The 25,694-nt window shown below is 71.6% G+C and carries 18 protein-coding genes; 6 read left to right on the forward strand and 12 right to left on the reverse strand.

Annotated elements, in window-relative coordinates:
• Window positions 1–30 precede the first annotated feature (30 nt).
• The 3 genes from GTY58_RS16640 to GTY58_RS16650 all read right to left on the reverse strand — a co-directional run bounded on the left by GTY58_RS16640 (window position 31) and on the right by GTY58_RS16650 (window position 5,991).
• Complete coding sequence (locus GTY58_RS16640) at window positions 31–1,065, reverse strand: ABC transporter permease (protein WP_010984606.1); 1,035 nt, start codon at window positions 1,063–1,065, stop codon at window positions 31–33.
• A gap of 597 nt (window positions 1,066–1,662) precedes the next feature.
• On the reverse strand, window positions 1,663–3,570 hold the full coding sequence (gene typA, locus GTY58_RS16645; RefSeq protein WP_010984607.1) for a translational GTPase TypA: 1,908 nt from the start codon (window positions 3,568–3,570) through the stop codon (window positions 1,663–1,665).
• A 183-nt stretch (window positions 3,571–3,753) separates the two neighbouring features.
• Window positions 3,754–5,991, reverse strand: a complete 2,238-nt coding sequence (locus tag GTY58_RS16650) for an ABC transporter family substrate-binding protein (RefSeq protein WP_010984608.1) — start codon at window positions 5,989–5,991, stop codon at window positions 3,754–3,756.
• A 409-nt stretch (window positions 5,992–6,400) separates the two neighbouring features.
• On the opposite strand from GTY58_RS16650, the gene GTY58_RS16655 reads away from it, so the two are divergent.
• Genes GTY58_RS16655 through GTY58_RS16670 form a run of 4 tightly spaced genes read left to right on the forward strand, consistent with a single transcriptional unit; the run spans window position 6,401 to window position 10,359 of the window.
• Window positions 6,401–6,688 (forward strand): hypothetical protein, encoded by a 288-nt coding sequence (locus GTY58_RS16655; protein ID WP_010984609.1) that lies wholly within the window; start codon window positions 6,401–6,403, stop codon window positions 6,686–6,688.
• A 56-nt stretch (window positions 6,689–6,744) separates the two neighbouring features.
• Complete coding sequence (locus tag GTY58_RS16660; RefSeq protein WP_010984610.1) at window positions 6,745–7,566, forward strand: hypothetical protein; 822 nt, start codon at window positions 6,745–6,747, stop codon at window positions 7,564–7,566.
• A 16-nt stretch (window positions 7,567–7,582) separates the two neighbouring features.
• Window positions 7,583–9,586: a fumarate reductase/succinate dehydrogenase flavoprotein subunit gene (locus GTY58_RS16665; RefSeq protein ID WP_010984611.1), complete on the forward strand. Its 2,004-nt coding sequence runs from the start codon at window positions 7,583–7,585 to the stop codon at window positions 9,584–9,586.
• Entirely contained in the window at window positions 9,583–10,359 is a 777-nt protein-coding gene (locus GTY58_RS16670; protein WP_010984612.1) for a succinate dehydrogenase/fumarate reductase iron-sulfur subunit, read from the forward strand. Before GTY58_RS16665 ends, GTY58_RS16670 begins: the two co-directional genes overlap by 4 nt.
• Window positions 10,360–10,454: 95 nt before the next feature.
• Here GTY58_RS16670 and GTY58_RS16675 read toward each other — a convergent pair whose 3' ends face one another.
• Window positions 10,455–11,618, reverse strand: a complete 1,164-nt coding sequence (locus GTY58_RS16675; RefSeq protein ID WP_107083279.1) for a glycosyl hydrolase family 18 protein — start codon at window positions 11,616–11,618, stop codon at window positions 10,455–10,457.
• A 139-nt stretch (window positions 11,619–11,757) separates the two neighbouring features.
• Here GTY58_RS16675 and GTY58_RS16680 point away from each other — a divergent pair, with 139 nt between their 5' ends.
• Window positions 11,758–14,088 carry a hypothetical protein gene (locus GTY58_RS16680; RefSeq protein ID WP_137865235.1) on the forward strand — a complete coding sequence of 777 codons (2,331 nt, stop codon included), beginning with the start codon at window positions 11,758–11,760 and terminating at the stop codon, window positions 14,086–14,088.
• 87 nt (window positions 14,089–14,175) lie between these two features.
• Here the strand turns inward: GTY58_RS16680 and GTY58_RS16685 are convergent, their stop codons facing one another.
• The 6 genes from GTY58_RS16685 to GTY58_RS16710 form a co-directional block, all read right to left on the reverse strand.
• Window positions 14,176–16,977 carry a SpoIIE family protein phosphatase gene (locus tag GTY58_RS16685; protein ID WP_037645013.1) on the reverse strand — a complete coding sequence of 934 codons (2,802 nt, stop codon included), beginning with the start codon at window positions 16,975–16,977 and terminating at the stop codon, window positions 14,176–14,178.
• 306 nt (window positions 16,978–17,283) lie between these two features.
• Entirely contained in the window at window positions 17,284–17,691 is a 408-nt protein-coding gene (locus GTY58_RS16690; RefSeq protein ID WP_037645012.1) for an ATP-binding protein, read from the reverse strand.
• 215 nt (window positions 17,692–17,906) lie between these two features.
• Window positions 17,907–18,299, reverse strand: coding sequence for a (deoxy)nucleoside triphosphate pyrophosphohydrolase (locus GTY58_RS16695; protein WP_010984617.1), 393 nt, complete (start codon window positions 18,297–18,299; stop codon window positions 17,907–17,909).
• Window positions 18,300–18,372: 73 nt separating this feature from the next.
• Window positions 18,373–18,555, reverse strand: coding sequence for an SPOR domain-containing protein (locus GTY58_RS16700; RefSeq protein WP_010984618.1), 183 nt, complete (start codon window positions 18,553–18,555; stop codon window positions 18,373–18,375).
• Window positions 18,556–18,882: 327 nt separating this feature from the next.
• Window positions 18,883–19,635, reverse strand: a complete 753-nt coding sequence (locus GTY58_RS16705) for a GntR family transcriptional regulator (protein ID WP_010984619.1) — start codon at window positions 19,633–19,635, stop codon at window positions 18,883–18,885.
• Window positions 19,636–19,782: 147 nt separating this feature from the next.
• Window positions 19,783–20,952: a DUF4190 domain-containing protein gene (locus GTY58_RS16710; RefSeq protein WP_010984620.1), complete on the reverse strand. Its 1,170-nt coding sequence runs from the start codon at window positions 20,950–20,952 to the stop codon at window positions 19,783–19,785.
• A 248-nt stretch (window positions 20,953–21,200) separates the two neighbouring features.
• Between GTY58_RS16710 and GTY58_RS16715 the strand changes: the two genes are divergently transcribed.
• Window positions 21,201–22,334, forward strand: a complete 1,134-nt coding sequence (locus tag GTY58_RS16715) for a threonine synthase (RefSeq protein WP_010984621.1) — start codon at window positions 21,201–21,203, stop codon at window positions 22,332–22,334.
• A 233-nt stretch (window positions 22,335–22,567) separates the two neighbouring features.
• Here the strand turns inward: GTY58_RS16715 and GTY58_RS16720 are convergent, their stop codons facing one another.
• Both GTY58_RS16720 and GTY58_RS16725 read right to left on the reverse strand, forming a co-directional pair.
• Entirely contained in the window at window positions 22,568–24,823 is a 2,256-nt protein-coding gene (locus GTY58_RS16720) for a DEAD/DEAH box helicase (protein WP_078234431.1), read from the reverse strand.
• 174 nt (window positions 24,824–24,997) lie between these two features.
• A complete protein-coding gene (locus GTY58_RS16725) occupies window positions 24,998–25,672 on the reverse strand; it encodes a 4'-phosphopantetheinyl transferase superfamily protein (RefSeq protein WP_010984623.1) in 675 nt (224 codons plus the stop codon).
• Between the last annotated feature and the right edge of the window lie 22 nt (window positions 25,673–25,694).

The following is a 25,694-nucleotide window of genomic DNA, read 5'->3' on the forward strand; positions in this document are numbered from 1 at the left end:
AAGTCAGGGCGAAGGCCCGCGACCTGGCGGTCAGCGCGCCGTCTTGGGATCGAAGGCATCCCTGACCGAGTCCCCGAGCAGGTTGAACGCGACGACGAAGATGATCATCGAGACGCCGGGGAAGAACATGTAGGTGATGTCGTTCTGGAGCACGAGCTCGGTCGACGCCTTGGCGAACATCTGACCCCAGTCGGGCGTCGGTTCGACGATGCCGACGCCGAGGAAGGACAGGCCGGCCTCGATCGTGACGAAGTTCGGGAGCAGATACGTGGACTGCACCAGGAGCGGTGTCACCACGTTGGGCAGGATCTCCTTGCGGATGATGCGCCAGGGGGACGCCCCGCTGACCCGGGCCGCCTCGATGAACTCGCGCTCCCGCAGGGACAGACTCGTGCCGCGCAGGATACGGGCGAGGCTCATCCAGCCCAGGAACCACTGGACCGCGATGAGGGCGACGACCCGCACATACGTCGGTGTCTCGTCGCGCGGGCTCACGAAGAGGGAGACCACCACCGGCATGCTCGCGATGAAGAACAGCTGCGACGGGAAGGCCAGCAGGAAGTCGATCACCCGGCTGATGAAGAAGTCTGCTTTGCCGCCGAGGTAACCCGCCGCGACCCCGAGCAGGATGCCGGTGAGCACGACCGTGATCGTCACCGCGATGGAGATCATCAGCGAGGTGCGGATGCCGTAGATCAGCTTGGTGAAGACGTCGTAGCCGTTGCCGGGTTCGAGCCCGAACCAGAACTCGCCGCTGATACCGCCGTTGGGCTGCACCGGCACGCCGGCACTGTCGAACAGCTCCGGGCGCTCGTCCGCGTACACGGTGTACGGGTTCTTGCCGTACAGCTTGGAGATCAGCGGGGAGAGCAGGCCGAGGAGGAAGAAGAAGCCGACGACGTAGGCGGAGATCACTCCGGCACGGTCGCGTTTGTAGCGGATCCACATCAGCCGGCCAGGCGATCGGCCCACCAACTGCGCGGCCCCCGACCCCTTCTTGGGGTCTTTCTCGTCGTCCGCGACGACCGACGGACCGCCGCCCTCGACCTCAAGAGGACTCGTCATGATTCGTCCAATTCATGGGTACGCCGAGCCGGTGGCCGCCACAGGCGAGGGCGGCCACGGCTTGGACCATGCGGATCGGGAAGACGTATGCCTATCGGTCGCGGAACGCGAGAACTCGCGGATGAACACGCGTAGTTGGCATTGACGGCCTCCTCATGACTCAACCGGTGCACGGACAGGAGGGGTATGTGACAGACCTCCGACACCCCTGACGGAGGGCCAAACACCCCACTGTGCTCGTGAGTCGGCGCTGTCCCCACAGCGCATGACCCATTGACCCGAGCGTTGCGGCTAACTATCTGACATGGGGTAGATACCGACCACAGTCTTTAGGTCTCGGTTCAATCACAGCTGACGCGTACATCTTCCAAAATACGGACAAAGCGTTCGCCGTGAGAAGGCCACGAAACGGACGTGTTACATGTCTATCGGTCGGAACGCTCCGCATTCCGGACGCCACGGCGGGAAAACCGGTTGCGCTACGTGTCCGGAACGGCTAGATGTACCGCCCGTCCCTCAGAAGCGCGGGCGTACCACGGACACACAGAAGCCCGGGTGCCCCCATCGCGGGGGCACCCGGGCTCAAGTGTCAGTGGATCAGCCGTGCTTGGCTCGGCTGGCGGTGCGACCGCGCTCCTTCTGGTCCAGGACGACCTTGCGGATGCGCACGGCCTCCGGAGTCACCTCGACGCACTCGTCGTCGCGGCAGAACTCCAGCGACTGCTCGAGCGAGAGCTTGCGCGGCGGGACGATCGCCTCGAACGAGTCGGCCGAGGAGGAGCGCATGTTGGTGAGCTTCTTCTCCTTGGTGATGTTCACGTCCATGTCGTCGGCGCGCGAGTTCTCGCCGACGATCATGCCCTCGTACACCTCGGTGCCGGGGTCGGTGAACAGCACGCCGCGCTCCTGGAGGTTCGTCATCGCGAAGGCGGTGACGGCGCCCGCGCGGTCGGCGACCAGCGAACCGTTGTTACGGGTCGTCAGGGTGCCGAACCACGGCTCGTGGCCCTCGTGGATGGAGTGGGCGATGCCCGTGCCACGCGTGCCGGTGAGGAACTCCGTACGGAAGCCGATCAGGCCACGGGACGGGACGACGAACTCCATGCGGACCCAGCCGGAGCCGTGGTTGGACATGTTGTCCATCCGGCCCTTGCGGACGCCCATGAGCTGCGTGACCGCGCCCATGTGCTCCTCGGGCACGTCGACCGTGAGGCGCTCGACGGGCTCGTGGACCTTGCCGTCGACCTCCTTGGTGACGACCTGCGGCTTGCCGATGGTGAGCTCGAAGCCCTCGCGGCGCATCTGCTCGACCAGGATGGCGAGCGCGAGCTCACCACGGCCCTGGACCTCCCACGCGTCCGGGCGCTCGGTGTCGAGCACACGGAGCGAGACGTTACCGACCAGCTCGCGGTCCAGACGGTCCTTGACCTGGCGGGCGGTGACCTTGCGGTCCTTGACGGCCGCCTTGGCGGAGGCACCCTTGCCGGTGCCGCCACGGCCGACCAGCGGCGAGGTGTTCGTACCGATGACCATGGAGATCGCGGGCTCGTCGACCGTGATCAGCGGGAGCGCGATCGGGTTCTCGGGGTCGGCGAGGGTCTCACCGATCATGATGTCCGGGATACCGGCGACGGCACAGATGTCACCCGGCCCCGCCATCTCGGCGGGCTTGCGGGTGAGCGCCTCGGTCATCATCAGCTCGGTGATGCGGACGTTGGAGACGGTGCCGTCGCGCTTGATCCACGCGACCGTCTGGCCCTTGCGGAGCTCGCCCTGCTCGACGCGCAGCAGCGCGATACGGCCGAGGAAGTTGTCCGCGTCCAGGTTGGTGACGTGCGCCTGGAGGGGGGCCGCCTCGTCGTACGTCGGGGCCGGGACGTGCTGGAGGATCGTGGAGAAGAACGGCTCCAGGCTGTCGCTGTCGGCCGGGACGGTGCCGTCCTGCGGCTTGGTCAGCGAGGCCACACCGTCACGCGCACACGCGTAGACGATCGGGAACTCGATCTGGTCCTCGTCGGCGTCGAGGTCGAGGAAGAGGTCGTAGGCCTCGTTGACGACCTCGTCGATGCGCGAGTCGGGGCGGTCCGTCTTGTTGATGCACAGGATGACGGGCAGGCGGGCCTGCAGCGCCTTGCGCAGCACGAAGCGGGTCTGCGGCAGCGGGCCCTCGGAGGCGTCGACGAGCAGCACCACCGCGTCCACCATCGACAGGCCGCGCTCGACCTCACCACCGAAGTCGGCGTGGCCGGGGGTGTCGATGATGTTGATCGTGATGACGTCGCCGCCATCCTTCGGGTGGTACTTCACGGCCGTGTTCTTGGCCAGGATCGTGATGCCCTTCTCACGCTCCAGATCGTTCGAGTCCATCATGCGGTCGTCGAGCGATTCGGCGGCGTGCGCCGCGAAGGCACCGGCCTGCTTCAGCATGGCGTCGACGAGGGTCGTCTTCCCGTGGTCGACGTGGGCGACGATGGCGACGTTGCGGATGTCGTGGCGCGTGGCCATATTGCGGCGTACTCCCGGAGTGAGTGGATGGCCTGCGCGTACGTCTGTGTTACGCGGGCTCTGCCGGGCTGGACACGCCACGGCCTCACCCCATGGTACGGGGCCCTGACGGAAACAGCCTCCGCAGGGCCCCGCGGCCCCCGGCGACCCCGGGGCCCCGCCGGCTGATCACGCCGCAGGCCCCTACCCCTGGGACGGGCCGGCCGACGGCTTGGCGCCCTTCTTCAGGAAGCCCATGTCCTCGAAGAGCGGTGTCTGGAAGCCGAAGGAACCCGCGTTCGCCAGGGTGGGGCGGGCGGCCGTCAGCTGGGGGCGCTGATAGAGAGGAATCGATCCTGCTGCGGCCCAGATGCGGGCGTCGGCCTTACGGACCAGGTCGCGCGCCTCGTCCTCGTCCAGCGTGGCGATCGCCTGGTCGAAGAGCTGGTCCACCTGGTCCGTGCCGACCCGCGTGTAGTTCTGCTCGACGCTCAGCGAGCCGTCCGCCGCCGGGACCGGCTTGGCGTAGATCGGCCGGGCGTCGGTGGCCGGGAACGCGGAGGCGGGCCACGAGTAGAGCGCGAGGTCGTACTCGCCGGACGCGATGTGGTCCTTGAAGTAGCTGTCGTCGGACACCTTCGAGATCTCCGTACGGATGCCGACTCTGTCCAGCATCCGCGAGATCCGGGCCCCGACGGCCCGCAGGGACTCCGACCCCGGGCCGGACGGCAGGACGAAGCGCAGCGTCAGCGGCTTGCCGTCCTTGGCCAGCACCCCGGCCGACGTGCCGCCCGGCGCCGCGGTGCCCTTCGGGGCGTACGCGCCCGGCGCCCCGCCCCGCCCGACCTGCTCGTGGACGTACTGCCGGCCGTCGATGTGCTTGCCGACCTGGTCGTCGGCGTGCTTCCCGGGCTGCTCGTTGCCGTGCTGCTTCGTGTGGTCCTTGGGGTCCTTCTTCTCCTTGTCGGTCTCGGACGGCTTGTTGTCCTCGCCGACGACGTACGTCCCGTCGTCCCCGGAACCGTCCCCGGAGCCGTTGGTGGGGCGCGCCTTCTTCCCCTCGGACCCGGCCGTCTTCTTCTGCTCCTTGACGGGTCCGCCGAGCACCCAGCCGGCGTCGGTCAGCAGCGCCTGCGCCTCCGTGGTGTCCTGCCCGCCGAGGGCGCCGCTGTTGTCGGCGTACGCCTCCTGCCCGGACAGCGCGAGATGGCTGCCGACCGGCACGACGGGCAGCCCGAGCGGCTGGAGCACGAGCTTGGCCAGCTCGGTGCGGTCGAGGGCACGCGCCACGGCCCGCCGCACGCGCTCGTCGGCGAGGGGACCCCCGGAGCCGTTCAGGGCGAGCTGCGTGTAGGTGGGCTCCAGGGATTTGCGGACCACGAAACCGCCCAGCGCCGACTGCTGGTCGGCGTACTTGGCGATCGCCTTGGTCCGCTTCTTGCGGGCCGAGATCTCCCGGTCGGCGGCCTTCTCGTCGGAGCCGTGCGCCACGGCCCAGGAGCGCAGCGCCCCGGCGGGCGTCGTCGCGGCGCGGGGCCCCGCCAGCGGCTTACCGCCCTTGTCGCGGGCGGCCAGCGTGATCCGCTCGGCCTCCGCCGGGTCGACCTCCGCGAGGTCGACCTTGTCGGCGGCGAGCGCGGCGGCCCGCTGGTCGCGGGGAACGGCACGCAGCACGATCTCGGAGAGCTTGGCGGGGCGGCCCCACCAGCGCGGATTGCGGGCGAGAGCGACCTCGCCCGCCTTGCGGTCGACCTTCGTGAGCCCGAAGGGCCCGGCGGTGACCTTCAGCTTGGTGCGCGCGCCGTCGTTGAAGGAGTCGGGGGTGCCCATGACGTCCTTCGGGTACAGCGGCGAGAACAGCGACTTCCAGTCGGCGTACGGCCTGCTGAAGGTGACCTTGACCTCCAGGTTGCCCTTGCCGCGCTCGATCTTCTCGATGCGGTCGTAGCCGGCGTTGCGGGCGGTCCAGTACGCGCTGTCCTTGCCGGACAGGGCCCGCCACTGGGCGGCGAAGTCGGCGGCGCCGATCTCGCGGCCGTCGCTCCACACGGCCTGCTGGTGGAGCCGGTAGAGCACGACCTGCTTGGGCTCGGTCTCGACGACCTTGGCGGACTCCAGGAAGTCGGGGTTGCGCTGCGGGCGCCCGGAGGCGTCCAGCCGGAACATCGACGGCAGCACGGCCCCGGCGATCCGCGTGGTCGTGGCGTCGGCGTCGGCCTGGAACGTGTTCAAGGTCTCCGGTACGGCGTCCATGGCCCAGCGCAGGGTGCCCCCGTCGGCGACCAGAGCCCGCTCGGCCGGCGCGATGTCCTGCCCGGCGACCGGCTTGCTCACCTCGTCGTCCGCGCCGCAGCCGGTGAGCGCGGGCACCACGAGCACACCCGCGGTGAGGAACACGACCGAGCGCATCACCGCGCGCGGTCCGACGCCGTCGTGGGACATCACTGCTACCTCCGGGTCTCGCGGAACCGCTCCGCTGGGGAGAACAGGGTCGGCTTTGATCACGTTTGGCGGAATATGCGGCTGATCAGATCTATGGACCCACTGAAGGGGAGCGGAGCCACGTGGGGGCGGCGACACGGCGGAGCGCGCGGTGAAGCCCACCCATGCAGCCCAATGGCGCCCGGCGCCGGGTCCGCCGTGCGGGCCCGGCGAAGCCGCTCATGGAGGCAGCGCCCTGTCGCCGGGGGCGCGCCCAGCGCGCCGGGAGCGCGTGGCGGCGCGTTCGGGATGGTGCCATCCTGGAATCCGTGCAGATCTCTTCACACGGCCCGGTTTGACGCGCAACACTCGCAGGCGCATGAACGTTGCCGCCTTGGGGCCAAAGGGTCCGCGGAAGTGAGGGCAAGTCATGTCCGTGCACGAAGACTTGACGTCCGTACAGCGCTGCCTCGACGACCTTGCGAGGTCCGTGGGACGGCTGGAACAGCAGCTGGGCGCGGGCCTGGAGATGCGCCGGGTGCGGGCCGATGCCGACCACCTGCGCGAGAGCCTCGCGCTGCTGCGCGAGGCCGCCGCCGAGCCGGCCGCGCCACGCCGACCCGACCTGCTCGCCATCCCCGACACCCCGTACGACAAATCCCTGTGGACGGACTCGGACGACGAGGGTCTGGGCGCCCGCGACCGCCACGCCCCGTGAGTACCCCGGCCAGGACAGGTCCTAGGCGAACCGAGCCCTGAAGAGGAGCAGCAGCGTTGGCCACTGGCACGGAACCCCATCCGAACAGCGGCGGCGTACGAACCGGTACGCGCGCCGCGATCGCCGCCCCCCATCTGCGGACCGACCGCTGGTGGCTGGCGCCCGCCGTCACCGCGGCCGGGCTGCTGGCCTTCATCGTGTATTCGACCTGGCGGGCCTTCGCGGACACGGACTACTACGCCGCCCCGTACGTCTCGCCGTTCTACTCGCCCTGTCTGGCGGAGCGGTGCCAGACCATGCACGCGGGCCCGAACGCGGACCTCTTCGGGAGCTGGTGGGGCATCTCCCCCGCCGTCATCATCCTGATCTTCCCGCTCGGCTTCCGGCTGACCTGCTACTACTACCGCAAGGCCTACTACCGGGGTTTCTGGGCCTCACCCCCGGCCTGCGCGGTCCCCGAGCCGCACAAGAAGTACACCGGCGAGACCCGCTTCCCGCTCATTCTCCAGAACGTCCACCGGTACTTCTTCTACGCGGCCATCGTCGTCGCGGGCATCCTCACCTACGACACCGTGCTCTCCTTCCGCGACGAGCACTACCGCTGGGGCCATATGGGCCTGGGCACCCTGGTCTTCCTGCTCAACATCACGCTGATCTGGGCGTACACCGTCTCCTGCCACTCCTGCCGGCACATCGTCGGCGGCAAGCTCAAGCACTTCTCCAAGCATCCCGTGCGCTACCGGATGTGGCAGTGGGTCGGGCGGCTCAACGCCCGTCACATGCTGCTGGCCTGGGCGTCCTTGGTGAGCGTGGCGCTCGCCGACTTCTACGTCTTCCTGGTGGCGTCCGGCGCCTTCGACGATCCGCGCTTCTTCTGATGAGTGAGGCCTACTGATGCCCGTGGTCGACCGCCAGGAATGGGACGTCGTCGTGGTCGGCGCAGGAGGCGCCGGACTGCGCGCCGCCATCGAGGCGCGGGAACGCGGCGCCCGTACCGCCGTGATCTGCAAGTCCCTCTTCGGCAAGGCACACACCGTGATGGCCGAGGGCGGCATCGCGGCCGCGATGGGCAACGTGAACTCCGGCGACAACTGGCAGGTCCACTTCCGCGACACCTTGCGCGGCGGCAAGTTCCTCAACCAGTGGCGGATGGCCGAGCTGCACGCCCAGGAGGCCCCCGACCGCGTCTGGGAGCTGGAGACCTGGGGCGCCCTCTTCGACCGTACGAAGGACGGCCGGATCTCCCAGCGCAACTTCGGCGGTCACGAGTACCCGCGGCTCGCGCACGTCGGCGACCGCACCGGCCTCGAACTGATCCGCACGCTCCAGCAGAAGATCGTGTCGTTGCAGCAGGAGGACGAGCGGGAGACCGGCGACTACGAGTCCCGCCTGAAGGTCTATCAGGAGTGCACGGTCACCCGGGTCCTGAAGGACGGCGCCGCCGTGAGCGGCTCCGCCGGGGGACGGGTCGCCGGCGTCTTCTGCTACGAGCGCGAGTCCGGCCGCTTCTTCGTCCTCGAGGCGCCCTCGGTCGTGATCGCGACCGGCGGCATCGGCAAGTCCTTCAAGGTGACGTCGAACTCGTGGGAGTACACGGGCGACGGGCACGCGCTGGCGCTGCTCGCCGGAGCGCCCCTGCTGAACATGGAGTTCGTGCAGTTCCACCCGACGGGCATGGTCTGGCCGCCGTCGGTGAAGGGCATCCTCGTCACCGAGTCGGTGCGCGGCGACGGCGGCGTGCTCAGGAACTCCGACGGCAAGCGGTTCATGTTCGACTACATCCCCGACGTCTTCAAGGAGAAGTACGCGCAGTCGGAGGAGGAGGGCGACCGCTGGTACGAGGACCCGGACCACAACCGCCGCCCCCCTGAGCTGCTGCCCCGGGACGAGGTCGCGCGCGCCATCAACTCCGAGGTCAAGGCGGGCCGCGGCTCCCCCCACGGCGGCGTCTTCCTGGACGTCTCGACGCGTATGCCGGCCGAGGTGATCCGGCGCCGGCTCCCCTCCATGTACCACCAGTTCAAGGAGCTGGCGGACGTCGACATCACCGCCGAGGCGATGGAGGTCGGCCCGACCTGCCACTACGTGATGGGCGGCATCGCGGTCGACTCGGACACCGCGGCGGCCCGCGGCGTACCGGGTCTGTACGCGGCCGGGGAGGTGGCCGGCGGCATGCACGGCTCCAACCGGCTCGGCGGCAACTCGCTGTCCGACCTGCTGGTCTTCGGCCGGCGGGCGGGGCTGCACGCGGCCCAGTACGCGGCGGGCCTGCCGGCCGGGGACCGCACCGGCGTGGACGACATCCAGGTCGACACGGCGGCCGCCGAGGCACTGCGGCCCTTCTCGGCCGAGGGTCCGGAGCCGGGCGCGGACAGTGCCGGCCTGGGGGACGTACCCCGGCCCCCCGGTGGCCGCCCGCCGGAGAACCCGTACACCCTGCACCAGGAACTCCAGCAGACGATGAACGACCTCGTCGGCATCATCCGCCGCGAGGGCGAGATGGAACAGGCGCTGGAGAAGCTGGCGGACCTGCGGGTACGGGCGGGGCGGGCCGGGGTGGAGGGGCACCGGCAGTTCAACCCCGGCTGGCATCTGGCCCTCGACCTGCGGAACATGCTCCTGGTCAGCGAATGTGTGGCACGCGCGGCTCTGGAGCGCACGGAGTCCCGGGGCGGTCACACACGCGAGGACCACCCGGCGATGGACCGCGCGTGGCGTCGTATCAACCTTCTGTGCCGACTGGCCGACCCTACGGGCGGGTTGGCGGCGATGGACCCCGCCCGCGGCCAGATCGACCTCACCCGGGACACCACCGAACCCGTCCGCCCCGACCTGCTCGCCCTCTTCGAGAAGGAGGAGCTGGTCAAGTACCTGGCCGAAGAGGAGCTGTACGAGTGACCAGCTATGAGGCCCGCTTCAAGGTGTGGCGCGGGGATGTGAAGGGCGGTGGCCTGGAGGACTTCGAGGTCGAGGTGAACGACGGCGAGGTGGTGCTGGACATCATCCACCGCCTCCAGGCGACCCAGGCCCCCGATCTGGCCGTGCGCTGGAACTGCAAGGCGGGCAAGTGCGGTTCGTGCTCGGCTGAGGTCAACGGGCGGCCGCGGCTGATGTGCATGACGCGCATGTCGGTGTTCACCCGGGAGGAGACGATCACCGTCACGCCGCTGCGCGCCTTCCCGGTCGTACGGGACCTGGTGACCGACGTGGGCTTCAACTACGCGAAGGCGCGCGAGGTCCCGGCCTTCGTGCCGCCGGCCGGCCTGGGCCCCGGCGAGTACCGGATGCAGCAGGAGGACGTGGAACGCCCGCAGGAGTTCCGCAAGTGCATCGAGTGCTTCCTGTGCCAGGACACGTGCCATGTCGTCCGCGACCACGAGGAGAACAAACCGGCGTTCGCGGGCCCGCGCTTCCTGATGCGGGTCGCCGAGCTGGACATGCACCCCCTGGACGCCGCCGCCGACACCGGCCTGGACCGTAAGCGCACGGCCCAGGACGACCACGGCCTCGGCTACTGCAACATCACCAAGTGCTGCACGGAGGTCTGCCCCGAGGGCATCAAGATCACGGACAACGCCCTGATTCCCTTGAAAGAAAGGGCGGTCGACCGCAAGTACGACCCGCTGGTGTGGCTGGGATCGAAGATCGGAAGGCGGCCTCGTCCGTCGTAGCGCCGCCCGTCATAGCACCGCCGTCGTAGCGCCGCCCGTCATAGCGCCGCCCGTCCGTCCGTCGTACCGTTCCGGGCCCGTGCGTCCGGGCGGTGCTACGGCAGCCAGCCCTTCCGGTAGGCCGTCCAGTCCGACTCCCTGGCCGCGAAGTCCACGTACAGGGCGACCCCGAAGTTCTCCCGGTCGCGGTCCGTGCGGGACAGGCCGAGGCGGGTGCCGCGTACCGCCGCCGCGACCGTCTCGGCGGAGCCGTGGTGGCTCAGGTTGTCCTCGTAGTAGAACGGCAGGCCCATCAGCAGGTCCGTCGACTCCGGGGTGACCTCGAGGGCGAGGGAGGTCTGCTGGGCGACGTAGCCGCCGTACAGGCTCTCCAGCGGCATGGCCGTGTCGTACGACATCACCGCGATCTGGTCGACCCGGCGGGCGACCTGGCCGAAGTACGACTGGGACCACCACTTGGGGTGACCGGAGAGAGCGCCCCGGATCGCGTTGGCCGCCGGGAGGGGGTCGATCTGGTGGGCTGCGACGGAGAGCTGGACGTGCGCGGAGCGGGTGACGCCGCGCAGATCGTCGAGGAGGGAAAGGTAGTCGCGGTCCCCCGAGTGCAGCGGCTCCAGGTCGAAGTGGACGCCGTCGAAGCCGGCCGCCAGGATCTGCCGGGTCGAGCCGACGACGGCCGTCCGGGTCGCCGCGCGCTCCAGCCGCAGCCCGACCGGTCCCTCGCTCGCCAGTTTGTCGCCGAGCCAGGCCTGGACCCGGACGCCCGGCAGCTCGCGGTGCACGGCGCCGACCAGCCAACGGGCCCTGGGATGAGCCGACCCGGGCAGGGTTCCGTCGTGTTCCAGCGGGCCCGCGTGCACATACAGGTCCCGGATGCCGGTGCCGCGCAGCCGCTTCGCGAGCGCCTTCACGTCCGCGTCCCGCTTCCGCCCGTCGACCCAGGCGTGGCCCATCCAGAGGGCGTCGCGGTTTCTGGTCTGGGTGCCGGCGGCCGGGTCCCCGGCGTAGTTGACGCGCAGGGCGACGCCGGCCGCGAGGAGCGGCAGGAGCAGGACGAGAGCGAGGGCGAGCGCGATGCGTTTGGGCAGGCGCAGGCGCGGGTGCCGCCAGGCGCGGGCCGTGCGGCGGGCCCAGGCGGGGGTGCGGGATGAGGACTCCTCCGAGGTCTCCCGAGGCTCCGGCCCCGACCCCGGCCCCGGCTCCGCTCCCGGCGGGCCCACTCGGCTCTCCCCCTCGGAGTCCGTATGTCTCGTACCCATCCTCCGCGCTCCCTCCCGTACGCCCGTACTACTTCCGCGCCCGCACCCCTGGGCCTCCCTGGGCCTTCCCCGCACCTGGCGCCCCGTCCCGGGCGCACCCCGGTCGCGGGGGCGGGTGAGCGGTCATACCCTCCGAAATGTGACGTCGCCCCTGAGTCGAAGCCGGTCGCGCCGAGCCTCGTCGCACATAGCCGTGCGCCTGGCGCACGGTGTGTCCGGTGGCCTGATGGCCCTGGGGTGGCTGGTGCTGCCCATGGAGATGGCCGGAGTGGATCATTCGGTTCCCCTGATCCCGGCCGAGCAGTTCGTGGCCGCGTCGACGTCCGCCCCCGGCGGGGCCGCGCCGGACGGCGGGGGAACGTCCACCGGGGACCTCGTCCTGCCGGTCGTGGCGGTGGGGGCGGCGGGACTGCTGGCGGTGTACGCGCAGGTACGTCGGCGACGGCGCATGCGGACGCGTACGACCCCCGGCGGCACGAGCGTCGGGGCGGCTTCGGTGGAGGAGATCGAGGCGCGGGCGCGGCGGTCACTGGTCGAGACCGACGACTCCGTACGGACCAGCGCCGAGGAACTGCGGGCGGCAGCGGCACAGTTGGGGGACACGGCCGTACGGCCCTTCCGGGCTGCCCTGGAGTACGCGGAGTCCGAGCTGGCCGCCGCCTTTCGGCTGCGGCACCGCCTGGACGACTCCGTGGCGGGCGGCGGCGCGGACACCCGGGGGATGCTGGAGGAGATCGTCGCGCGCTGCGCGGAGGCGGGGCGGCGGCTGGACGCGGAGGCCGCGGCGTTCGACCAGACGCGGTCGCTCGAGCGGCAGGCGCCGGCCGTGCTGGAGCGGACGGAGGCACGGTTCAGGGAGCTGACCGTGCGGGCCTCGGCCGCGGACACCACGCTTGCCGAGTTGCACGAACGGTATGCCCCCTCGGCCGTCGTGCCGGTGGCGGGCCATGTCGAACAGGCCAAGGACCGGCTGGTGTTCGCCACGAGCAGCCTCAACCGGGCCCGGCAGGCCCTGGACCGGGGTGAGACCGAGCGGGCGGTCGTGCTGCTGCGTGCGGCGGAGGGGGCCGTCGACCAGGCCGCGGCCTTCGTGGACGGCGTCGCGCGGCTCGCCGCGGAGCTGGCCGCCGCGGCGGAGAGACTGCCCGCCGCGGTGGCCGGGACGGAGACCGGCCTCGTGGCGGCACGCGGCCGCACGGACGGCGGGGCCGGCGCCCGGGCGGATCTGCCGGGGCGGATCGCCCGCGGCGAGGCGGTGGTGGCGGAGGTGCGCCGGGAGATGTCCACGGGGGTGTACGACCCGGTCGGCGCCCTCCGCCGGATCGAGCAGGCGCACGCGGGCGTGGACGTCGCCCGGCACCACGAACCCGACGACGACGAGGCCCTCGTCCGCCTGGACCACTCCCGCCTGACGGCACGCAGCGCGACCGCCGCGACGTCGGACTACGTCACGACACATCGGGGCGCGGTGGGCTACGAGGCACGCACCCTGCTGGCGGAGGCGATACGGAGGTTGCACCGGCCCGAAACGGGGTGGCGAGCAAGCGACGGGAACGACGTACGGCCGGAGCCGGAAGGGGGAGGGCACGGGGGCGACGCGGAGGAGACACCCAGGCAGGCTGAGGCAGGCCGGGCACCGGACGGCTCGGAGACGGAAGCGGACGAGGCGGGCGCCGGACCGGGGCTGGGCGAGGCGGGCGCTGAACGGCAGCCGGGCGAGGTGGAGGCTTCGCGGGAGCCGGGCACGGCAGAAGCTGAACGGGTGCCGGGCACGGCAGAAGCTGCACCGGAGCCGGGCACGGCAGAAACCGCGCGCAAGCCGGGCGCGGCAGAGGCTGCGCGGGAGGCCTCTGACGCTGGAGCGGCGCGGGGGCCCGGCGATGGAAAGGCGGCGCGGCATCCGGGCGAAGGCGGAGCCGGGCCCGAAGCCGACACGATCAAGGCTTCGCCGGGACCCGGCAAGACGGCAGCCGCACAGCAATCCGCCGGCGCGGCAGCCGCACGGCAACCCCGCGAAGGCGGGGCCGGGCCGGAAGTCGGCGAGGTGGAGGCCGGGTGGGGGCTCGTTCCGGTCGTGGGCCTCGGGGAGGTGCGGGAGGCCGACGCGCTGGCCCGGCGGGCCCGGCAGGTCGCCGAGCGCGATGTGCGGGCGTACGGGAATCCGTACGGCGCGGGAGCGCCGGCGGGCGACGGGACGGGCGGCGCGGTGCTCGGCGGGATCCTGCTCGGCGGCAGCGCCCGCCATGACGACGCGCACCACGCGCGCCACGGCCCCGCGCACTCCGGCGGGCCGACGAGCGCCGACGGCCCGGCGGCGTACTCGGGCGGCCCTGCGGCGTACTCCGACAGGCCGACGGTGTACTCCGACAGCCCGGCGGCGTATTCCGGCGGCCCCGCGAGTTTCGGCGGTCCGAGGACGCGTGGCCGGAGGGGCGGCGGTGAGCTGTTCCGTCCGCCCGCAGCGGACTGAGCGGCGCCTGCCCTGTCCGGTCGGCCTGGAACGGCCCGCGCAGCGCCTCCCGGGTCCGACCGCCCGCTCGCCCGCTCGCCCGGCCGGCTAGAACAGGCTGAGCAGCGCCTCCGCCGGATCCGTCAGGCCCGTTTCGCCGTCCGGGAGCGGGAGTTCGAACCACACCGTCTTGCCGCGCGGCGTCCGCCGTGAGCCCCACCCGGCCGAGAGCAGCCCGACGAGTTGCAGGCCGCGCCCGCCCTCGTCGGTGTCCCGCGCCCGGCGCCGGCGCGGCTGCACCAGACCCGCGTCCCAGACCTCGCACACCAGCGTGCGGTCGAGGAGCAGACGGAGTCTGATCTCGCCCTCGCCGTAGCGCAGCGCATTGGTCACCAACTCGCTGACCAGGAGCTCCGCCGTGTCCACCAGCGGCTCCAGACCCCAGCTGACCAGTTGTCCGCGCGCGTACTCCCGCGCCCGCCCCACACTGCGCGGCTCCCGCGGCAGCGTCCAGTCGCCGACGGACTCGGCCGGCAGCCCCTGCACACGCGCCATCAGCAACGCGATGTCGTCCTCGCCGTGGTGTGTGTCGAGGGTGTTGAGAACGTGGTCGCACACGTCCTCCAGCGGGCTGGTGGGGTCGGTGAGCGCGCCCACGAACGCTTGCAGCCCCTCATCGAGGGGGTGGTCGCGGGATTCGACCAGGCCGTCCGTGTAGAGCGCCAGCAGAGCCCCTTCCGGCAGCTCCACCTCCACCTCCTCGAACGGCTCGCCGCCCACGCCCAGCGGCATGCCCGGCGGTACGTCGAGCATCAGCGCGGTCTCGCCCGGCTCGACGAGGACGGGCGGCAGGTGGCCGGCGTTGGCGAAGGTGCACCGTCGCGTCACCGAGTCGTAGACCGCGTACACACAGGTCGCGAGGTACACCTCGGACAGGTCCGCGTCGCGCGGCTGGCGGGCCGTGCGGGTGGCCTGCTGGACACCGCCGGGGGTGCCGAGGCCCCGGGCGATCTCGTCCAGCGCCGAGAGGACTTCGGCGGGTTCGAGGTCGAGCAGCGCCAGCGTGCGTACGGCCGTGCGGAGTTCGCCCATGGCGACGGCGGCACGCAGACCGCGGCCCATCACGTCGCCGACGACCAGCGCGGTGCGGTGGCCGGGGAGTTCGATGACGTCGAACCAGTCGCCGCCGACCTCCGTCGCCGCGTTGCCCGGCAGATACCGGCACGCGATGTCCAGACCCGACGCCTCCGGGTCGCCCGGGGGAAGGAGCGAGCGCTGGAGTATCAACGCGCGCTCGTGCTCCCGGCGGTACAGGCGCGCGTTGTCTATACAGACCGCGGCACGCGCGGCCAGCTCCACGGCGAGTGCGCGGTCGCGTTCGCCGAACGGCTCGCTGCCCTTCGTACGGGAGAACTGGGCGAGGCCGACCACCGTGTCGTGCGCGACCATCGGGACGGCGAGCGTGGACTGGATGAGGCCGCCGTCCTCGGGCGGGACGTGCTGCGGGCGGCCGGTGCGCAGGGCGTCGGCGCCGGGCGAGTTGAAGGGGTAGTGGTGCACCGCGCCGACCGTCACCGGGTCGGGTCCACCGGCGAAAGGGGCGTCGGAGACCGCGCTGGAGAAGGCGACCCGGCGCAGCTCGGCACTGCCGTCGGCCCGGCCCGGCGGGGTCTCGTCGCCGGCCAGCAGCCCTTGGTACAGGTCGACGGTGGCGAGGTCGCAGAAGCCGGGGACGACGACGTCGAGAAGTTCGCGTGCCGTGGTCTCCAGGTCGAGGGAGTTGCCTATGCGGGCGCCGGCCTCGTTCAGAAGGGCGAGATTGCGTCGGGCGGCCGCGGCCTCGCGGGCGGCCGCACGGCGGGCGGTGTTGTCGGTTCCGAGCCAGGCGACACCGATGGGGCGGCCGCTGCCGCTGTGCACGCGGTAGAGGTTGATGGACCAGTCGCGGCGCTCGTCGGAGCCGGGGACGAAGCCCGTGACGTGCATGTCCGTGATCGAGTTGCCGGTCTCCAGGACGCGGCGCAGGGTCGCGCTGACGCGCTCGGCCTCCGGGGACGGCAGGTAGTCGTGGACGGAGCGCCCACGGTGGTCGTCCACCTTGCCGCCGAACGTGGAGGCGAAGCGCTGGTTGGCGCGGCGTACCCGCAGATCGGTGTCGATCAGCAGGAATCCGAACGGAGATTGACCGAATATCGCCTGCGAGGCGGCAAGGTCGGTCTCGATCCGGCGCAGGGTGCGGACGTCCACGACGATGCAGACGGCGGCTCGTTCGCCGTCCTCGGTCGTGGTGGGCATCACATAGACCTCGGCGAGCCCTTCGGTCGCTTCCGGAGTGGGCATCCGGAAGGGGACCACGCCGGTCCACTCGCGTCCGTCGAGTATCTCCGCCATCTTGCGCTGTCCGAACTCACGCCGGTCGGGCGCGACGAACGCCGCGATGGGGTCCATGCCGACCGCGCGCTCCGCGGAAATACCGAAGATCTGCTCGGCGCGCAGACTCCACTGCTCGACGAGCCCGTCCGGGCCGATGGAGAAGGAGGCGACCTTGATGTAGTCGTACATGGACCCGGGCGGACTGCTCTGCCACATCATGTCGCCGACCGGCTCACCGGTCCGGGTACCGATCGGTTCATCAGCCCCGTAATCAGCCCGGCCGCCGGACCGGTCATCGGCCCGGCCGCCGGCCAGGGCATCGGCCGTGGCAGCCGGGGAGCCGCTCTCGGCCTCACCCGCGGAGCCGCTCTCAGCGTCGTCCACGGAGCCGTCCGCCGTACCGTCCGCCGCGACGGCTCTGCGGGGGTGGGCCGCGTCGTCGGCCGCGGTGGGCATGGCCGAGTCAGCCACGGCCTTTGCCCTCGCGCCGTCCGACGGGTCCTCGGACTCCGTGGCCTTCGCTGGTATCTCGCTCACGCGAACCGTCCCCTCCAGCTCACCGCGTCCGGCACCGGTCACCGGGGGCGGCTGCCCGCAGTATCCAGCACTACGGCACCGCACAACACGGTGTTCACGATCACAGCACGGTCCCGATGCTTTTTGGACCGGCCGGCACATACTCCCAGTCTTCTAACCAGGTGGCGCCCCGTCGAACCAAAGACTCTCGCAGGCGCCACTGGCCTGAACCAATCGCCCTCCGTGCGCTCCCGGCGCGCCCCTTGCGCCACCCCTCCGCGCCGGCCCCCGGAGCCGCCCCTCGGCATCCGCCCCGAGCGGTACGACTCAGCCGGGCACCGCCAGCTCGAACCACACGGTCTTGCCCGTGTCTCCCGGCCGCGTACCCCAGCGCCGGGAGGAGCATGCGACGAGCTGCAATCCCCGGCCGCTCTCCTCGTCGGAGTCGGCGGCGCGTTCACGGGGCGGGTCCGGAAGCGGGTCGGAGACCTCCACGAGCAGCGTGGGCATCGTTTGGGCGGGGCTCACCAGCCGTACGCCGATGGGGCCGGTGGCATGCCGCAGGGAATTGGTCACCAGCTCGCTGACCAGCAGCGCGGTGATGTCACTGAGCTCGTCGAGCCCCCAGGTGCGCAGCTGGTCCCGGACGACCGCACGCGCAGTCCGTACCGCACCGGGTTCCGCGGGGAACGTCCACTCGGCGCATTCGCCTTCGGTGTCGAGCACGCCGATCACTTCCCAGGCCAGAAGCCCACCAATGTCCGGTTTCGTGGGGTTAAGGGGCACATACCCGGTATCCGGGATGCCTTACCGCACACGCGGGCGCACTGTGGCACGAACGGCGTACCGGGCGCTAGCCCCTGGAACAACACATGCCCCACCGTCCCGCATATTGGGCACGGCACGACCCCGGAGCGTACGGACCGGGCACGCTGCGCCAGGGCCCGGAACTAGGTGTTCCAGACGCCCAGCACGGCCTTGACCGCCGCCACGTCCTGGTCCAGCCAGTCCACGTCCCAGATCTGGCCGGGAGTCAGCCAGCGCAGTTCGTCGTGGTCCTCAAGGGGCTCGGGGGTGCCGGCGAGGAGGCGGGCCGTCCATACCTGTAGGACGTATCCCGGCTTCAGGGACCACTCTCCCGGTACGCGCCCGCCCGGTTCCGCCGTCACGCCCAGTTCCTCGCGCAGCTCGCGCACGAGGGCGTGCTCGGGGGTCTCACCCGGTTCGACCTTGCCGCCGGGTAGCTCCCAGCGTCCGGCCAGCTCGGGGGGCGCGCTGCGGCGCGCGGCGAGGAGGCGTCCGCCGCTCAGCAGGGCAGCCCCCACCACGATCCGTTCCGTCATGGGCCGGAGCCTACGGGAGCGCACCGCGGCCGATCACGCGCCGCCGGCGAGGCTGATCACCGAGGGGCTCGGATCACTTGATGCCGTTCTGCCCGATCCGTTCCACCCAGTAGAGCTGCTTGTGCCCACGGCCGTCGAGGCTGTCCGCGATCTTCTGGGCCTCGGCCCGCGTCGCGTACCTGCCCACGCGATAGCGATTGCCGTTGTCGTCCTGGCGTATGACGAGCCAGGGGAGAGTGATCGTGCCGTCGTTCATCGCGCCCCTCTGCTTCCCGTCCCCGGCTCGCGCCGTGCCCCGCCCACCAAGGAAACCGCAATCCGCATATGCCCGAGCCTACGCCTAACCTTCACTCAGCGAATACGGATTCTCACAAAGAGGTACGCAACCAGCCATGACGGAGCGGGCGCAGCCCGTCGAACGCGCCGTCGAGCGCCCCCCGAGCGCCCGTTAAGCAGCGCGAAGCACGGAGCGGGCGCGGTACACGAGAACGACCGGATTCCAACCGCGCTTCGGAAACAGGTCACTTACCCCTGGACACGAAGCAACCGCAGGGGCGACGGCGCCACTTCACCGGCAGGGGCGTCACTTCACCGGCAAGTGATACGCCACCCGGTACCGGTCCGCGGGCACCACCACGTCCGCCGTCTCCACCGGGCGGCCCGACGCGAAGTACGTCCGCTGAATGACCAGGACGACATGGCCGGGCACACCGCCCAGGGTCAGCAACTCCTCCGCGAGACCGGGGCGGGCGCCGACCTCCTCGGTCACGTTGTCCACGATCACGTCGATGGCCGCCATCCGCTCGACCACGCCCATGCCCCCCACCGGCCCCTCCTCGGGGAGCATCACCGGCGTACGGCCGGTCACGGCGAGCGGCTCCCAGGACGTGGACAGCATCATCACCTCGCCCGCGTCCCGGAACACGTACTTCGTGCACATCACGCGCTCGCCGGGCCGGATGTCGAGCCGCTCCGCGATCGCACCGCTCGCCTCGGCCTGCTCGCTGTGCGACTCCCAGGTGCCGCGCACCGCCCCGTCGGCCTGCTCCTGCCGGAACGGGGTCGCGCCGCTGTCCGGCCGGTACCCGGAGCGGGCGACGCGGCGCGGCACCGGCCGCTCCCGCACATACGTGCCCGACCCGGACCGGCCCTCGACCAGGCCCTCGGCCATCAGCACCTTGCGGGCCTCCAGGGCGACCGTGTCCGAGACGCCGTACTCCTCGCGGATCCTGGCCTGGGACGGGAGGCGGGTGTGCGGTGGCAGCGAACCGTCGACGATCTTCTTGCGGAGATCACCCGCGACGCGCAGATACGCCGGCTGCTCACCGAAAGTCACAGGCCGCTCCCATCAGGTTGTACAGACAGCAACAGCGTGGCAACCGTGGGTTGTGCCATGCAAGCAAAGGCCAGAGAATCACTCGATGTGATGACTTATGGCTGCCGGGGTCTTTACGCAGGCACTTTCTCCCCGCTATGGCCGCCGTCACACCTCGCTGCTGCTGTCCCCGCTCCCCTGTCCGCCTCCGCCGCCGTCCCCGCCGTCCGAAGGCGGGGTCGTGGCGAGACCCAGAGCCTTGCGGGCCGTGACCGCCCTGCTGCCCTCCAGGAGCCTGCTGCCGTTGTCGTAGTGGGTGTAGAAGGCGTCGGCGTCGGCCGCCTTCGCCGCCTGCCCCCACTCCTTCCGTGCCTGGTCCAGGGCCTTTGCCTGGTCCGTCACCGGCTGCTCGTCCGCGGCCGCCCACTGGTGCGCGCGCAGCAGCTCGGTCTGGTCGCCGAGCGCCTTGGCGACCCGGGTCGCCCACTCCTTGTGCCCCGGCAGGTCGTCCTCGACGTACTCCTCGTCGGGGGCGGTGTCCAGCGCGTCGTAGAGGATCCCGTCGGCCTGGAGATAGGCGAGCTGGTCGGCGCCGAGCGTGGTGTCGTCGCAGCGCAGGGTGCCCTTGAGGCTGCCCTTCTCGTCGGTGTTGCCGAACATGCAGGTGACCTCGCGGTCGCCGAGGCTCCAGCTGTCCTCGGTCGGCGTGAAGTAGTAGACGTCGACGTTGTCCGGGACGGCCCATGAGTCCATGGCGTACACGTTCTGCAGCGCGTAGCACTTGTCGTCGGCGGTCTCGGAGATCTTGCCGTCGCCCGGGTAACCGCCTTCCTGGATCTTGAAGTTGGCGAACACCTCGGCCTGGTGGTCGCCGGCGCAGGGCACCTTGTCGACGTCGTACGCCTCGCCCTCGAGGGAGCCGCTGGGCGAGTCGAAGCACTCCCCCTTGCCGACGGAGAAGGTGACGCCGCTGCCGCCGCTGTCCCGCGCCTCGTCCTCGAACCCCTCCCAGAACTCGTGGGCGCCGCCCGTGGCGAGGGAGAGCACCAGCAGGACGGTGCCGAGCGAGGACATGACGATGCCGCCGATCGCGAGCCCCTTGCCGCGCTCACCGCGCCTCTTGATCTGCCCGAGCGCGATCACGCCGAGGATCAGCCCGAGGGCGGGCACGCAGCAGACGACGCCGAGGACGAGAGAGGTGATGGCGAGACCGTTGACGGACGCCGGCCGGTTGAACGGGGAATAGCCCTGCCCCCACTGCTGATAAGGCTGCGGGTACGGGTTCGCGTACGGCTGCTGCTGGTAGGGGCCTTGCGGGTACGGGCTTCCCGGAGGCACGTACTGCGTCCCCGGCGGCGGGTACGGCGTCCCCTGAGGCGGGTACGGGCCCTCGGGCTGCTGGGGCCCGGGGGGCGGAGGTATGGCCACGGGTACCGTGCTCCTCGTCCGGCGTGGATGGAACTGACGTACGAGACGTACGACAGGGCGCATGGTAAGCGCGGCACGGGTGGGGGTGGAACGCGGGTCGCGGACGAGTGCGGGAGAATGATCGCGGGACGCCGCGGGAGTCCATCTAACCTGCGCACATGACTCCTTTGCCGGATTACTTCTGCCCGGCGGACGGCACGCGCGTCCCCGGCGGCTCCCTCGACTGGTGCTGCCCCGCCTGCCGCGGGCCGCTGGACCTGGACTTCGCCCCCACGCCCGGGCCCCTCAAGTCCCTCGGCGGGCGCGTGAACTCGCTGTGGCGGTACGCGGAGTGCCTGCCGCTCGCGGCGCCGACGACGAGTCTCGGTGAGGGCCGTACCCCGCTCGTGTCCCTGACGGACGGCGTCGCGGCCAAGCTCGACTTCCTGATGCCGACCCTGTCGTTCAAGGACCGGGGCGCGGTGCTGCTGGCCGAACTGGCGCTGCAGCTGCGGCCCCGGCAGGTCGTCGCGGACAGCAGCGGCAACGCGGGTACCGCGATCGCCGCGTACTGCGCACGGGCCGCCCTGCCGTGCACGGTCTACGTCCCCGAGGGCACGTCAGCGAAGAAGCTGGAGCAGATCGAGGCGCACGGGGCCCGGCTGCGGGTGGTCGAGGGCGACCGCGAGGCGACGGCGCATGCGGCGCGGGAGGCCGCGGACGAGGCGGGCGTCTTCTACGCGTCGCACGTCTTCAACCCGTACTTCCTGCACGGCACCAAGACCTATGTCCACGAGCTCTGGGAGGACCTCGGCGGACGGCTCCCGGACGCGCTCGTCGTGCCCGTCGGCAACGGCACGCTGCTCCTCGGCGCCGCCCTTGCCGTCGCCGAGCTGCACGCGGCGGGTCTCATCGACCGGCGGCCCGCGCTGTACGCCGTCCAGGCCGCGGCGGTCGCACCGCTGGCCCACGCCTGGGAGCAGGGCGCGGACGACCTGGTCGGGGTCACCCCGGCGGCCCCCACGTTCGCGGAGGGCATCGCGATCCCCCGCCCGCCGCGGGCCCGTCAGATCCTGCGGGCGGTACGCGAGTCCGGTGGCGCCTTCCTGACGGTGACGGAGGATCAGATCAGGCACGCGCAGAGCGACTTGGCGTCGCGGGGACTGTACGTCGAGTCGACGGGCGTGGCGTGCTGGGCGGCCGTGCGCGCGGGCGCGCTGCCCCAGCCCCGGCCGCGTCCGGGCGAGGGAATGCCCGCGGCGGTCGTACCGCTGTGCGGGGCGGGGCTGAAGACGGGACCGGCGCGGGCGTAACCCTGTCCGACGGGACGTGCCGGACGACAGACACGGAACAGGGCGCCGGCCACCAGCCGGAGGTGCGGGCGCCGGCCACGAACCGCGGGTGCGATCGGCACGGGGGGCGCATCGGCGTGAGTACCGCACCGCGGCCGGGGCCCGTCCCCTGGGCGTACGGAGATCGACGCCGGCGTCGTTCAACGCCGGCGTCGACACCACCCGCACCCCGGGACGGGACCGGCGGCGCTCGCTCAACTCGTCGTACGCGCCGGCTGGTCGGCCGGCCGGGCGGCCAGCCGCTGCTGCTCCTCCTCCACGATGCGTCGGGCGAGCGACGCGTCCGACACGTCGACCGCGTCCGGGGTGGCCTCCGCGATGTCGCTGCGGCGGGCGTACGCGTCGAAGAGGCGGTCCTTGTTCTTCAGGATGCGCAGGAGCCGGTCGTCCACGCTGTCGGTCGCGAGGAGACGGTGGACCTGGACCGTACGTATCTGGCCCATGCGGTGGGCGCGGGCCACGGCCTGGTGTTCCATCGTCGGCTTGACCTGCGGCTCGCAGAGGATGACCACGGAGGCGGCCTGGAGGTTGAGGCCGGTGCCGCCCGCCTCGATCTGGGCGAGCAGCACCGCGTGCCCGTCGATCGCCGCGAACGCGTCGACCAGCCGCTGTCTGCGGGCGGCGGGGACGCCGCCCGAGATCGGCCCGAGCACCGGCTCCCCCAGGCACTGTTGCACGGTGGCGAGCACCTCGCGGAAGTACGAGAACACCACGACCTTCAGCCCGTTGTCCGCGGCCTCGGCGACCAGCTCGCGCAGCCGCCCCAGCTTCGCGGACTTCTCGGCGTCGGCGTACGCGGCCCGGCGCATCGCCATGAAGTTCCCCTCGGCGACCGCCTTGCGGTAGGCGTCCCGGTCGGCGGCGCTGAGCTCCTCCCACTCGTCGACCTGCACCAGCGCGGGCAGTTCGGTGAGGACGTCCTGCTGGTTGCGGCGCAGGTAGGCGGGGGCGACGGACTTGCGGAAGGCATGCGGTCCGGCCGCCACGCCGCCGCCCTGGACGGCGGGCAGCAGGGCGGGCTGAAGGTGGCGGACGAGGGCCCGGAACTCCTCGACCCGGTTCTCCATGGGCGTACCGGTGAGGAACAGGACGCGGTCGCAGTGTGCGGTCCAGCCGGTGACGGCCTTGGCGCGGCGGGTGTCGGGGTTCTTCACGTAGTGGGCCTCGTCGACGACGAGCATGCCGGGCTTCTCGGTGTCGGGCACGGGCAGGCTGTGCAGGACGTCGAAGGTGGTCACGGCGACGCCGCCGCGCTCGCGCCACTCCTCGTACGCGTCGCGCCGGTCGGCGCCGTGCACCGGGAGGGCGCGCAGCGTGCTGCGGGCGCGGATCTCGCGGGTCCAGTTGATCAGTACGCTCGCCGGGCAGACGACGAGGAAGTGGCTGTGTCCCTCGGCCGCGAGGTGCGCGAGCGCGGCGATGGCCTGGACCGTCTTGCCGAGCCCCATCTCGTCGCCGAGCACGACCCGGCGCTGGGCGAGCGCGAACCGCGCGCCGAACGACTGGTAGCCGCGAAGGGAGACCCGGCGGTGCGTGTCGTCGAGCGGCTGGGCGTGCACCCGCTCGGCGACCCCGGACGGCAGGAAGCCCTCGCCGGCCTCGGCGTCCGGACGGTGTTCCGAGACCTCGGCGAGCTGGCTGTAGTACTCCGCGGAACGCAGCTCGAAGTCGACCCAGGCCTCGATGTCGGAGGCGGGGTCGCGCAGCAGGTCCGTACTGGCCTGGGCGAGCAGCAGCGGTACGTCCCGGGCGGTGGCCTCCGCGACCAGGTCGCGCGTCTCGGCGGCCGCGGCGAGCGCGTCCTCCCGCCGGTGCCGGCCGGCCAGCGCCAGACGCAGCCGGCCGCCCGCGGGCCGGGCCGCGGGCAGCAGCGCGCCGAGCCGCTCGTCGAGGCGGGTGGCGGCGTCCAGGGCGCGGCGCAGCTCGGGACCGGCCTCGACGAGCCGGTGCAGGGCGACGACCAGCGCGGTGGTCCGTGGTTCGGGGTGGTCGACGTCCAGGCGTACGGAGACGGTCTCCGCCACGGCCCGCGCGATCTGCCGGGCCGCGGCGAGGGCACGGTCGGCGGTCTGCTCCCCCACGCCGGGAAGCTGCCGCAGCTCGTAGCGGCCGGCCTCGTACACCCCGCGCACGGACGTGAACCCGGCCGCCTCGACGGCCCCCAGTCTGAGCCGCCCCTCGGTGACGTCCTTCAGCCGGGAGACGGGGATGGACTCCAGCTCCGCGGCGACGAGTTCGGCCTTGAGGGGCGTCAGGGCCGAGCGCAGGGCGTCGAGGGCACGGGCGTGGTCGGCGAGCACGGTACGCGCGGCGTCGTACAGCTCCGTGCCCTGGGCGAGCAGGTCCCGGGCCCGGCGTCCCACGGGCGGGGCGTCGCTCCCCGGCCGCGACACACCACCACCACGCCGCACCGGTGACCTGTCGGCCACCGCACCCTCGCCACCCGTCATGACGCCCCTCATGTGCCGTTCACCCCGATGCGCGCATCCTGCCACGGGGGACCGACAAACCGGGCCGGCTCCGAACCCGTTGTGGGGCGAGCTTCTCGGACGCAGCCCGACGTGGCCACGCACCCGATCGCGGCCAGGACTTCCCGGTCGCCTCCGGCACCGACCGCGCGGCCTTCAGACGGGCACCGCAACGCACAAAGCCGCCGCGTATCCCGAGGGCACAGGCACGGATGTCAGTTCCGCTCCGGTGACGCCCGTACTTCCCGGCCGCCCTGTTCCCACCCGATCCAGGCGGGTGTCCCGCAGGAGTCCGGAGCCCAGCATCTTCAGATACGCCTCTTTGCGCGTCCATATGTCGGTGAACACGCGAGGTCTTCGGGCCTCGGGGAGCGTGTCCAACTCCTGTCGCTCAGCGGGGTGCAGTGCGTCCCTGGCCTGCTCCACCGCCTGACTCGAGGCGATCTGCTCGATGTCGACTCCCACGGGTTCGGCGGCGAAGGCGACGAGGATCAGGCGTCCGCTGTGCGAGAGAGAGAAATGCAGCCGGCTTCCCCGCACCACCGGCCGGCCGTGAGGTGCGCCGCACCCGTGACAGGCTTCCCTTCCCATCGGCAGATCACCGGGATGACGTTTCAGCAGGGGACCCAGCAGAATGCGCAGGGCGACGTGAGCCGTGACGTACACCTCGCGATCCGGGCCACGGCGGAGCGCGACGGCGCGGGTCCACTCCTCGGGGCCCAGGAGCCGTGGCGCGTGCCGGGCGGCGGCCCGGGAGCTCTCGTCCGCGTCGATGAGCCGGACAACCGGGCGCCCCGCGGCGGGTCGTCGTACCGCGGGCGCACTACTCAAGTCCTCCGGTACGGAAAACGGG

It is taken from the genome of Streptomyces sp. SID5469 (assembly GCF_009862865.1).
GTDB classification, from domain to species: Bacteria; Actinomycetota; Actinomycetes; order Streptomycetales; family Streptomycetaceae; genus Streptomyces; species Streptomyces avermitilis.

Coding starts and splice junctions, on each gene's coding strand:
- GTY58_RS16640 (WP_010984606.1), bottom strand. CDS start 1,065: ATGACGAGTCCTCTTGAGGTCGAGGGCGGCGGTCCGTCGGTCGTCGCG.
- typA (WP_010984607.1), bottom strand. CDS start 3,570: ATGGCCACGCGCCACGACATCCGCAACGTCGCCATCGTCGCCCACGTC.
- GTY58_RS16650 (WP_010984608.1), bottom strand. CDS start 5,991: ATGTCCCACGACGGCGTCGGACCGCGCGCGGTGATGCGCTCGGTCGTG.
- GTY58_RS16655 (WP_010984609.1), top strand. CDS start 6,401: ATGTCCGTGCACGAAGACTTGACGTCCGTACAGCGCTGCCTCGACGAC.
- GTY58_RS16665 (WP_010984611.1), top strand. CDS start 7,583: ATGCCCGTGGTCGACCGCCAGGAATGGGACGTCGTCGTGGTCGGCGCA.
- GTY58_RS16675 (WP_107083279.1), bottom strand. CDS start 11,618: ATGGGTACGAGACATACGGACTCCGAGGGGGAGAGCCGAGTGGGCCCG.
- GTY58_RS16695 (WP_010984617.1), bottom strand. CDS start 18,299: ATGACGGAACGGATCGTGGTGGGGGCTGCCCTGCTGAGCGGCGGACGC.
- GTY58_RS16700 (WP_010984618.1), bottom strand. CDS start 18,555: ATGAACGACGGCACGATCACTCTCCCCTGGCTCGTCATACGCCAGGAC.
- GTY58_RS16715 (WP_010984621.1), top strand. CDS start 21,201: ATGACTCCTTTGCCGGATTACTTCTGCCCGGCGGACGGCACGCGCGTC.
- GTY58_RS16720 (WP_078234431.1), bottom strand. CDS start 24,823: ATGACGGGTGGCGAGGGTGCGGTGGCCGACAGGTCACCGGTGCGGCGT.